Below are 11,952 nucleotides of genomic sequence, written 5' to 3'. Positions count from 1 at the left end.
TATCCATTTTTCCTCCGGGTTATTATGCCGGCATATCAGGCAAAACACACTTACTTGTCTGGGAAACAGACACACTGTTATCTACCACCGATGTTCTTTTATCGCCACCTTATAATAATGGCCTCGGCCAATTCAGTTCGGTAGCTGTGGATACATTGACCAATTCTCTTTATTGTGCGGGCACTATAGCGATCACTCAATCAGGTGGCCCTTTAATCCTGCGCCGCGACACGCTCACCGGGTATGCCTCAAATGATTTTCTGATATCAAAAATCAGTATCAACGGTTACCTGCCAGACGAACCACCCTTTATAGAAGTTGGCAGGGACACATTTCTTTGCGCAGGTAATTCGGTCAACATTGGCGATCCCGCAGGTGCCCGGTTTGGTGTAGCACCCTACCAGTATTCCTGGTCGCCTGCTATCGGACTTGCTGATCCCAATGCTCCCTATACATCAGCAACTCCGCCCACTTCACAAACATATGTTCTTACTACAACGGATGCCGCTTCACAGGTTTCTACGGACACGATCCGCATTACCGTAGCGACAGCTCCTGATCCGCTAACCGTTACCGCAAGCGGTGCTCTCACGTTCTGCGAGTACTCCACCGGGGTTACCCTTACTGCCAGCCCGGCCCACCAGTATTCCTGGAGTACAGGTCAAACAACGCGAAGCATTGTTGTTAACAGAACCGGCTCTTACACCGTCAGGGATTCATTGGGAGTAACATGCAAAAGCGCCACTTCAGTACCAATCGTAACCAATGCCTTTCCACGGCCCGAACAGCCTACGATTACTCCTTCCGGTGTGGTCACTATGTGCCTGGGAAATCCGACCCCACTTACCTCTAGTCCCGGTGATCAATATTTATGGTACCCTGTTGCGGCTACAACACAAACCTTCACCCCCAGTGTAAGCGCAAGCTACTGTGTGACTACCAGAAGCAACCAGGGTTGCCTGAGCCTTCCTTCCTATTTTGTAGTGGTCAATTTTGTAGCACCGCCAGCAACGCCGGCCGGGATTACAGCCAGCGGACCGCTTACCTTTTGTGAAGGCGGCAGCGTTACGCTCACAGCTCCCGTACTTGCCGCGGGCCATATACCTCTGTGGAGCAACGGCGAAACAACCCAGAGCATTACCGTCACAAGTACGGGAGGTTACTCAGTTAAGGATTCTATCCCGTCAGGTTGTGTGAGTGAATGGTCTTTGCCGGTAAACGTCATCGTAAACCCTTTGCCTCCGGCACCTGCTATTACCACCAGCGGGCCTGCTACGTTTTGCCAGGGAGAAAGCCTTACGCTGACCGCCGGAAATATTGACGCAGGACATGTTTATAGCTGGAGCAATGGCGCTGCTTCTCAATCAATCATTGCAAATACTACGGGCAATTATACTGTCAGGGACTCTATACCGAACGGATGCGTAAGTGTTCCTTCGGCGCCCATAAACATAACAGTTAATCCGGCTCCTGCACCCCCGCAATTGACTACAAGCGGAGCCACCACTTTTTGCCAGGGCGAAAGCGTTACGCTGATTGCCGGAAATATTACCCCAGGGCATATTTATAGCTGGAGCAATGGTGCCAGTTCGCAATCCATCTCTGTAAATACTACGGGCAATTATACTGTCAGGGACTCTATACCGAACGGATGCGTAAGTGTTCCTTCCGCCCCCATAAATGTAATAGTTAAGCCTGTGCCTGCACCACCACAAATAACCACCAGTGGTTCCACTATTTTTTGCGAGGGAAGTTCCGTTACACTTTCTGCAGGTACAGCAGACCAATATATCTGGAGTACAGGCGCTACTACTCAAAGCATAACTGTAAACAGCAGCGGATCTTATTCTGTAAAAGTCGGTATCGGAAACTGTATAAGCCCTGTATCTGCCCCTGTGGTCATCACTGTGCTACCTGTTCCCGCCTCCCCTTCTATTTCGCCCACAGGAGAAGTGTCAATTTGTTCAGGAAATTCTGTTACGCTTACATCTTCGCCAGCCCATAATTATTTGTGGAGCAACGGTGCCAATACACAAAGTATTACAGTGAGCAGTGCCAATAGTTATTGGGTAGCAGATTCCATCTCCGGCGGATGCCGAAGCCTTCCTTCCGCAAGTGTGACCATATCGGTCGTAGCGCTGCCGCCCGTTCCTGTAATCACACAAAATGGCAGTATGCTTACTTCCAGTGTGCCAACCGGTAACCAATGGTATTTTGAAGGCAACCTCATTCCTCGCGCTACCTCATCACAGTATACATACACCAGCCCGGGCAATTATAGCGTAACCGTAACCAATTCCAGTGGCTGTACTTCCGGTTCCGGGAATTACAATGCCGGATTTGCAAACGGCTTCACCACTACCTTACGGAATGGCGAAACGTTCCTGCATTTCATCAGCCCTAACCCCATCCTTGGAAATTCAATGGTTAATTTCAACCTCAAATCTGCTGCCCGTGTGGGTATCTCGATATTTGAAAGTAACGGTTCAAAAGTATCGGAATTACTGAAAACCCAGCTTCTTGCCGCCGGCGATCATCGCATAGCGATTGGCAATAATTTCTTCAAATTGAGGACCGGTGTTTATTTCATCACCTATTTTATCAACGACGAAAAAGTGATTGACAAAGTGGTTGTGGGCAAATAAACGTCACCAGCTTTTCATCACTCAACTTTGCAATAAGGGGATATCTTTAAATAGATATCCTCTTTGATTATCATGATCTTTTTGAGCTCTTCCACAGAAGTAAAATTTCCATGCTGCAACCTGTATTGAACAATCACATTAGCAAACTGCCAGCGGATATAGGGATGATGTTTCAATTCTTCCAATGATGCCGTATTGATATTTATCATACGAAGCGGGGCTTCTGATACAAAGAGGTACTGCCTGATTTTCCGGAATGTGCTGTCCGGTAGCCCAAAGGTTTCTCCAACCTGGCTTACCATGTAAAAACCACCAAGGCGGTCGCGAAAATTGATGATCCGGGCCGCAAGCTTACTGCCGATGCCGGGCAAAGCTATCAGCAAGCTCGTGTCTGCCCTGTTGATGTCAAAAGGCCTGACGCCTTTCTTTTCGTAAGGTTTCTTTTCTTGTGATGGGAATTTGGTATACGCGAGACCGGGCCTTGAATCTTTTTCAACTATGTTGATATAAGGCTGAAGGCGTTGCTTGATTGCATCGCTCAGACCCCATATTTTGCTGATATCTCCGGCAGTCTTGAACCTTCCGCCTTTTTCAATGTAGTGCCGGATACCTATTGCTGTTTTTTCCTTCACGCCAAGAGATCTCCAGCCGGAAATTTCGAGCGTATTTGGGTCAAAGCTAAATAGTTTCCTGGTCAGGTCTTCCTTATCAAATGGCGCAGAAGCTTTGTTATTATATCGTTCTGAATAATCAACATTTTCCTTTCCGAAATGATTACCCATGCTATCTGCGGAAATTTCCCTGAGCATCGCTATTTCCTTCGCATAACTTTCAGACACCGGAAGCGGCCCTTTTTTTTCAATAAAAAAATATATCCGTGGAAACAATATTGAAAGTAATACCAGAGCCAATAGAACGATGATCCCGTTCCTTTCTTTTCGGGTAAAATGCAGGTAATGATCGGGCAGATTTTTCATACCCTAAACTAACGCATGGATCTATTCAAAAAATGAGAAAAACCCCGCCGGATCAGGAGAAAATAACCAGCTCATCGTGTGCCAATGTTTTGCCTGGCGGCAAAGTCCTGCTCACGGTTTCATGCAGGCCAAGCTGGTGACTGATATGTGTGAAGTAGGCCTGCTCAATGTTGAGCTCATCCGATAACGCGATGGCTTCGTCGAGTGTATAATGAGAAATATGTTTTTTGTGCCGCAGCGCATTCACCACCAATATTTTTGCATTCCTGATCTTGTCTTTTTCCACATCCTCAATTTTATTGGCGTCGGTGATGTAGACAAAATCTCCAAACCGGAAAGCGATCACCGGCATGTGCAGGTGCCACACGCTGATGGGCGTAACCGGTATGTCGCCGATCATGAACGTTTGTGCATCGATGGTGTGCAGGTTTATCTCCGGGATACCCGGATATTTATGTTCCGCAAAAATGTAATAGAATTCATTTCGCAACGCTTTTTGTGTAAGCTCGTTGGCATATACATTGATCGCCTGCTGCTGAAAGAAATTGAATGCACGGATATCATCCAGCCCCGCTACATGGTCCTTGTGCGGATGCGTATAAAGCACGGCATCCAGCTTTTTGACTCCCGCCCTCAACATCTGGTAACGAAAATCCGGCGTGGTATCCACCACAATGGTGGTCGTATCGCTTTGCACCATGATACTGCTGCGGAGGCGTTTGTCTTTTTTATCCGTGGAGGCACAGACTTCACATGGGCAGGCGATCATAGGAACACCGCTGCTGGTACCGGTTCCGAGAAAAGTTATTTTTAACGGGGGCGAAGTCAAGTAGTGGGTAATTAATAATGAATAATTGATAATGAGCTTCCGAACGGAGCTTCTTTCTTATCAGGGGATACTTAAATAATGTGACGGAGAAAATTATTAACCAATGTATTCCTTCGCTAATTCGTGTAATCCGCCAAATTAGTGTAATAAAAATCAGTCCTTCACCACTGCTGAAGATTTCAATATCTCCGTGTATAATTTCTGGCTGTCGTGAGTGAGGGAGTCGAAATTGATATCCAATTGGGGCAACAGGTCCACCAAAGTATTGATGCGGCCTTCTGTCTGAAAAAACTTATTGAGCACCACCACTTTCTTTTCCTGCAAGATGCAGTAACCGCTCTGGAAAGTTCCCCTTTCATAACGTATTACATAATTGCATTCTTCTATGATCCTTTCTATCTTGTCTAATGTGTTCTGAGTGAATTTCATACTGCACAAATTTAACGTAGCAGCGGGTTTTGGCGGTTTCTAGTTATTCACAAATGTTGAAAAGAATTACGAATTAATAATTACGAATTAATAATTGAAGACATTTTCAGTTATGATGCACCATTCGTAATTCGTAATTATTAATTCGTAATTGTTATTTGTTGCTCATCCTCACTACCGGCACAATCATTTCCTCCAGGCTCACCCCACCGTGCTGAAACGTATTACGGTAATAATTAACGAAATGATTGTAGTTGTTCGGGTAGCACAGGAACAGGTCGCCTTTGGCGAAAATGAAAGCACTGTTCACATTTGGCACCGGTAGCCCCGCCTCACGGGGATCTTTGAAAGCCAGTACGTCGCGGGCTTCGAAATTGAGGTTGCGGCCATGTTTGTAACGCAGGTTGGCGGTCGTCTGTTTATCCCCGATCACTTTTGCAGGCGTTTTCACCCTGGTAGTTCCGTGGTCGGTAGCCACAATTATATTCAACGTTTTATCTGCGATCTTTTTCAACGCCTGGTGCAGCGGGCTGTGCTCAAACCAGCTTTGCGTGATGCTGCGGTAACTGATCTCGTCGCCGGCCAGCTCTTTCAGCACTTCCATTTCGGTACGTGCATGGCTGAGCATATCGATGAAGTTATAAACGATCACATTCAGGTCGTTCTGCAAAAAATTGTGCATGTTATCCACCATCTTCTGCCCGTCGTGGTTGTTGGTGATCTTGGTGTAAGAAACCTTAAGGTCGCCTTTACCCATGCGTTTCAATTGTGCCCGCAGAAATTCTTCTTCATGCAGATTTTTTCCACCTTCCTCATCATCATTTTTCCATTGATCGTGAAATTGTTTTTCGATATCGATCGGCAAAAGCCCCGCAAATATGGCGTTTCGGGCATATTGTGTGGCCGTAGGCAAAATGGAATAAAACGTTTCTTCTTCGTGTATGCGGAAGCTTTCGGCGAAGATCGGCTGAATCGCTTTCCACTGGTCGAACCGTAAATTATCGATCAGGATGAAAAATAAAGGAACCCCTTTTTCGAGGTGGGGCAGCACTTTATATTTAAGTAATGTGTGGCTCATGATAGGGCCGTCGTTGCTTTTCGGTGATACCCAGGAAGCATAATTCTTTGAAATGAATTTGAAAAATTCTGTATTCGCTTCCTGTTTTTGTGTCTGAAAAACTTCCTGCATTTCCGGACTGTCGCTTTTTTTCATCTCCAGCTCCCAGTACACGAGCTTCTTGTAAATATCCATCCAGCCATTGTAATCCGGGTTGTCATTCAGCGCCATGAAGAGGCTGCGGAATTCCTGCTGGTAAGCAGAGGTGGTCTTTTCCGCCACGAGGCGTTTATTATCAATCAGTTTTTTGAGGCTGAGCCATACCTGGTTGGGGTTTACAGGCTTTATCAGGTAATCGCTGATCTGGCTGCCAATGGCTTCGTCCATGATATTTTCCGCCTCATTTTTGGTGATGAGCACCACCGGCAGGTTGTTGTTCACTTCCTTTATCTGCTGCAATGTCTGCAGACCGGTAAGTCCGGGCATCGATTCATCCATCAGTACCACATCCACCACATTGTCTTTCACATATTCTATCGCATCAAAACCATTCGTTTTGGTCTCGATCTCGTATCCTTTATTTTCCAGGAACATTATTTGCGAACCGAGGCTATCGATCTCATCATCTACCCAGAGTATTTTTGCTGTCATCTTAAATGTTTAAATAGTTCAAAAGGTTCAAGAGGTTCAAAGGTTCAGGACATTCACAAACATTTTGAACATCTTGAACTTTTGAACCTTTTGAACAATATATTTTAAAGATAGTTTATCTTGAATTGTAAGCTCCGCAGAACCTTTGTAGCTTTGCGGCACTTTGTAATACATTTAACAAATCAAATTTGATGCCTTTTCATAAGATAATCAACGACCCGGTATACGGTTTCATCACCATTGATGATGAGTTGCTGAATGCCATCATCGCCCATCCGCATTACCAGCGGCTTCGGCGCATCCACCAGATGGCGATGGCACATCTCGTTTATCCCGGCGCCGTACACAGCAGGTTGCATCATTCGCTGGGGGCTTATCATCTTATGCGTTGCGCCCTGCAGGAGCTCACTTACAAAGGCATCGAAATAACCCCGGAAGAGCAACAGGCGGCAAAGATCGCCATCCTTTTACATGATATCGGACACGGGCCTTTTTCCCACGCACTCGAAAATACGCTTGCCGAAGGCATGCATCATGAAGAGATCTCGCTGCTGCTGATTGAAGACCTCAACAAAGAATTTGATGGCAAACTGCAGATGGCCCTTGATATTTTTACCGATAAATATCCCAAACGTTTTCTTCACCAGCTCGTAAGTGGCCAGCTGGATGTAGACCGGATGGATTACCTCACCCGCGACAGCTTTTTTTCGGGGGTAAATGAAGGTACGATCGCTTACGACCGCATCATCAAAATGCTGACGGTAAAGAACGGCGAGCTGATGGTGGAGGAAAAAGGCATTTATTCCATCGAAAAATTCCTGGTGGCACGCCGGCTGATGTACTGGCAGGTATACCTGCACAAAACCGTAGTGAGCGCCGAGCAAATGCTGAAACGCATCATCCGCAGGGCGAAAATGGTGCATGCGGAATGCCCCGGGCCGCTCAACAGCTTCATCAATACTACGGAACCTAAAAGCCTGGAACAGTTTTGCAGCATCGACGACCATGATGTGCTGATGGCCATCAAGACATGGTGCAGCCACCCGGACAAGGTTTTGTCGATCCTCTGCCAGGGCATCATCGACAGACGTTTATTAAAAGTTAAATATTTCGGCGAGCCTGTGGAGCAGCTATTACTGGAAAACAAGCTTCTCGAAGCGGCTGAAAAATACGAACTCAACGAGGAAGATGCCGGTTGGCTGGTATTTACAGGCGAAGCCAGCAGCAATACCTACAACTTCGAGAACGAGCATATCCATATTCTTTTCAAGGATGGAAGTGTACGGGATATTTCGGAAGTAGACAATGCCCTCATTCATGAAAACATGAAAGGCAACATTAAAAAATATTACATTTGTTACCTGAGTTAATTGATAATAGTATAATTGATAACGGATAATGACGAAATTTGTACAATTCGCTAATAGTGTTGTTATCCGATTTTAAAATATTATCAATTACCCATTGTACCATTATCCATTAGTAAAGCCTTCAAAATCAAGACATTCCAAACATGCAATTCAGCGCTGCGCAAATAGCCCTTATCATTTCGGGAACCGTGGAAGGAAATCCGGATGTATCCGTTGCCTCATTTGGCAAGATCGAAGAAGCCAAAGCCGGGCAGCTGGCATTCCTGGCCAATCCTAAATACGAAGATCACCTGTATACCACCGATGCCTCCATCATCATCATCAATGAAGCACTGGTGCTCAAACAGCCGGTAGCCGCTTCGCTGATACGTGTGCCGGATGCCTACAGCGCTTTTGCCACTTTGCTCGACAAATACCAGCAGATCAAGACCCAGCAACTTACCGGCATACAGGAACCAGCCCATATCAATGCCACTGCCAAACTTGGCGAAAACGTATTTATCGGGGCGTTCGTTTATATCGGTGAAAAAGCCGTGATCGGCAATGGGGTAAAAATTTTTCCCAATACCTTTATCGGCAACAATGTGGTGATCGGAGATAATACCATCATCCATGCCGGCGTGAAGATCTACCACGATTGTGTGTTGGGCAAAAATGTGTCGGTGCATGCTGGTACGGTCATCGGAAGCGATGGTTTCGGTTATGCGCCGCAGGCGGATGGAAGCCTGAAAAAAGTGCCCCAGATCGGCAATGTGGTGATTGAAGATTATGTGGAGATCGGCGCCAATACTACCATCGACAGGGCCACCATCGGCAGCACGTTGATAAAAGCAGGTGCAAAACTGGACAATCTTTTACAGATAGCCCATAATGTGGAAGTAGGTAATAACAGCGTGATAGCGGCACAAAGCGGCGTAAGCGGCAGTACCAAGATCGGCAAGAATGTGATGATCGGCGGACAGGTAGGCATCGTGGGGCATATACAGATAGCCGATGGCAGCAAGATCAATGCACAAAGTGGTGTAAGCAAATCGATGAAATTGCCCAACACAGCCGTAACCGGCTCACCAGCTTACGATTATACCGCGGCACTTCGCAGCCAGGCGATAAGCCGCAACCTGCCAGAACTGGAAAAAAGGGTAAAAGAGCTGGAAAACCTGGTGAAAGCCCTGACAGAAAAAAAATAGTTTCGTATTGCTTGTCCTATTTTTGAGTGGTATATCTTCTTTAATTCAAAGGGGCGTGCCTGTCAGCCTGGGCTTGTCGAAGGCGATGTAGCCGAACCCCGCCTTCGACAAGCTCAGGCTGACAGAAGTGATCAGAATAAGGAATATACTGCCTGAATTAAATGGTATCAACCTTAATAGCACAATAATTGCATAACCTCTGACACTTTGAAGTTTTTCCCTAAATACATTTTCGCGTTCCTGTGTATACTGTGCACCGGCGCTGCAAACGCACAATCATTTACCCTTTCGGGTATCGTAGTAGATGCTCATACCAAGGAACCGGTGGCCTACGCATCCGTTTATTTCCGCGGTTCCGGTATCGGCAAAACCGCCGACAGTTCCGGGAAATTCACATTTTCCCTCACCGATGCCATCAACGATACACTGGAGATCAGTTATGTGGGTTATGAAGTGTTTAAAGAACCCCTCAGTTTTTCCGGCGGCGACCACAACATTACCGTGCAGATGCAACGCGGCAAAGCGACCAATGAAGTGGTGGTGAAAACGAAGATCAACAAGGGGCGTTTTCTGTGGAGAAAAATAATGAGCAAGAAGAAGCAGTATAACCGCTACAACCTGCCCAACTTCGGCTACGAAGCCTACAACAAGCTGGAAGTGGATTTCAAGAACTTCAGGCCCGAAAAAGCAAAGAAGAATTTCCTGCTGAAACCTTTCGCTTTCGTTTTCGACAATATTGACAGCACTTCCGAAAAAGAACCCTTTCTGCCAACTTACCTGCTCGAAAGCGTGAGCGATTATGCCTATCAGAAAAACAAGAAAAAATATTTCGAGCATATCAAAGCCAGCAAGACCATCGGTTTCAACAATGAAAGCATCAGCAGGATGCTCGGGGTGATGAACCAGAATGTGAATGTGTACGGCAATTATGTGAACGTGATGGATAAGGATTTCATCGGCCCGTTCAATGATAACGCCGATGATTATTATACTTTTTCGGTAGCAGACACGCAGGTGATCAACGGTAAACGGATGTTCCATTTCATGTTTCGCCCTAAACGTGCCGGACAAAATACTTTTGAAGGGGATGCCTGGGTGGTGTCGCAAACTTTCCAGATACAAAAGATCTCGCTTTATCTGGGCAAGGATGCCAATGTGAACTTTATCGACCGCATCAGTATTTTCCAGGAATTCATCCCCATCAACGATTCGGTGTATTTCCTGAACAGGGACAAATTTTTCGCCGATTTCAAAGTGCTGGGTAAAAAATCGCTGACGCTGATCGGCCGAAAAACCACGTCCTACAAGGATATTGTGATCAACAGCGATTCGATCACGAAACTTTTTGAAACCCAATCGCTGGAAGAAGTGGTAAAAACGAGCGAGAACGTGAATAAATTTTCCGATTCCGCCTGGGGGGCCATGCGCCACGACAGCCTTTCGGCCAATGAAAAATCCATTTACGTCACCATCAACAAACTGCTGGATATGCCTAAGTTCCAGAAGTTCAAAAAGAACGTGAAATTCCTGGCGACAGGCTACACCGATAACGGCAATGTTGAATTCGGCCCCTGGTTCAACTGGGTGAGCAGCAACCAGTGGGAAGGCGCCCGCTTCCGCTTCGACCTCGGCACCAATACCGGCTTCCACAAAAAAATATACCTGCACGGTTATCTTGCCTACGGCACAAAAGACCAGAAACTGAAGGGATTGATGGAGGCTTACTGGCTGCTGAAAAAAACGCCGAAACGCTTCAGGCTGCATGCGGCATATTCCAAAGACATCGACAACGGCATCAGCCAGGTGGGTGAAGTGAGCCAGGATAATATCTTCTCGCTGGCTATCCGAAAGCCGAATGTAACGCGAAAATTCCTTCAGCTGGAAGACGCCCGTTTTGACGTTTTTAAAGATCTCGGCAGAGGTTTTTCGTCCGAACTGTTCCTTGTTCACCGCAGGTATACGCCGCTGCTCAATCTTCCGTTCATAGACGAAACGACCGGCAAAGGGCAGACTTTCTCCAACTTTGAAGTGGCGTTGCGTATGCGTTACGCCTACCTGGAGCAATTTGTAGAAGGCGATTATTTCAGGTATTCGCTGGGCAGCAAATATCCTATCGTGGAAGCCACTATCGCCAAAGGCGTTCCGGGCATCGGAGGCAGCGATTATAAATACACCAAATTTTCGGCTTCGGTAAAAGACAGGATGAAAATCTCCCCGCTGGGGTCGCTTTCGTGGAAAGTATTTGCCGGCAAAGTGGATGGCAATGTACCTTTCACTTTCCTGGAAAATCACCCGGGCAATGATATCTATTATTACAATTCCAACGCGTTCAACCTGATGAACCGGTTCGAATACCTGAGCGACAAATATGCCGGTATCTCATTGGAGCACAATGTAGGCTCGGGGCTTTTCCGCTTTATCCCGCTTACGCGGAAATTGAAATGGCGACAGTTCTGGACCGCCAAAACGCTTTGGGGATCTCTCAGTCCTGAAAATAACACATTGAACAATTTTTCTTCCAAATTCAGGACACTCAACAACTCCAACTATACCGAAATAGGCACCGGCATCGACAATATCTTCAAGATCCTGAGGGTAGACTTCATCTGGAGGGTATCGCCAACAAATGTAAAAGAGCCAAAAACTTCGAATTTTGGGGTGTTTGGCAGCTTTCAGTTTCAGTTTTAATGAATAATGAATAATGAATAATGAATAATTTTCTCTGGCAGAAGGTTATTCAATTTTTGGATCTCTTGTTTTAAGTGGCTAAAAATGAGCATTCTAGTTCCAAACAGAAGGAATTATTC

8 protein-coding genes are annotated in these 11,952 nt (G+C 46.2%); 4 read left to right on the top strand and 4 right to left on the bottom strand.

Translation table 11 applies throughout. From position 1 onward, the window contains the following. A partial coding sequence (locus EGI32_RS17000; RefSeq protein ID WP_255156553.1) for a hypothetical protein occupies positions 1–2,645 on the top strand: 2,645 nt, incomplete at its 5' end. A gap of 17 nt (positions 2,646–2,662) precedes the next feature. Here EGI32_RS17000 and EGI32_RS16995 read toward each other — a convergent pair. The 4 genes from EGI32_RS16995 to EGI32_RS16980 all read right to left on the bottom strand — a co-directional run bounded on the left by EGI32_RS16995 (position 2,663) and on the right by EGI32_RS16980 (position 6,588). Beyond that, positions 2,663–3,622 carry a helix-hairpin-helix domain-containing protein gene (locus EGI32_RS16995; protein ID WP_255156552.1) on the bottom strand — a complete coding sequence of 320 codons (960 nt, stop codon included), beginning with the start codon at positions 3,620–3,622 and terminating at the stop codon, positions 2,663–2,665. 52 nt (positions 3,623–3,674) lie between these two features. Next, on the bottom strand, positions 3,675–4,451 hold the full coding sequence (locus tag EGI32_RS16990) for an MBL fold metallo-hydrolase (protein ID WP_255156551.1): 777 nt from the start codon (positions 4,449–4,451) through the stop codon (positions 3,675–3,677). 153 nt (positions 4,452–4,604) lie between these two features. Beyond that, entirely contained in the window at positions 4,605–4,880 is a 276-nt protein-coding gene (locus EGI32_RS16985) for a hypothetical protein (RefSeq protein WP_255156550.1), read from the bottom strand. Positions 4,881–5,034: 154 nt separating this feature from the next. Next, positions 5,035–6,588 (bottom strand): response regulator, encoded by a 1,554-nt coding sequence (locus EGI32_RS16980; RefSeq protein ID WP_255156549.1) that lies wholly within the window; start codon positions 6,586–6,588, stop codon positions 5,035–5,037. A gap of 191 nt (positions 6,589–6,779) precedes the next feature. Here EGI32_RS16980 and EGI32_RS16975 point away from each other — a divergent pair, with 191 nt between their 5' ends. The 3 genes from EGI32_RS16975 (at position 6,780) to EGI32_RS16965 (ending at position 11,833) form a co-directional block, all read left to right on the top strand. After that, positions 6,780–7,958, top strand: a complete 1,179-nt coding sequence (locus EGI32_RS16975) for an HD domain-containing protein (protein WP_255156548.1) — start codon at positions 6,780–6,782, stop codon at positions 7,956–7,958. A 143-nt stretch (positions 7,959–8,101) separates the two neighbouring features. After that, positions 8,102–9,145 (top strand): UDP-3-O-(3-hydroxymyristoyl)glucosamine N-acyltransferase, encoded by a 1,044-nt coding sequence (gene lpxD, locus EGI32_RS16970; RefSeq protein WP_255156547.1) that lies wholly within the window; start codon positions 8,102–8,104, stop codon positions 9,143–9,145. A gap of 207 nt (positions 9,146–9,352) precedes the next feature. After that, a complete protein-coding gene (locus EGI32_RS16965) occupies positions 9,353–11,833 on the top strand; it encodes a DUF5686 and carboxypeptidase-like regulatory domain-containing protein (RefSeq protein ID WP_255156546.1) in 2,481 nt (826 codons plus the stop codon). Positions 11,834–11,952 lie beyond the last annotated feature (119 nt).

Source organism: Ferruginibacter sp. HRS2-29, from assembly GCF_024343615.1.
GTDB lineage: Bacteria > Bacteroidota > Bacteroidia > Chitinophagales > Chitinophagaceae > Ferruginibacter.
The sequence above is the reverse complement of the archived record's forward strand: the minus strand, read 5'-3'. Positions and strand labels throughout refer to the sequence as shown.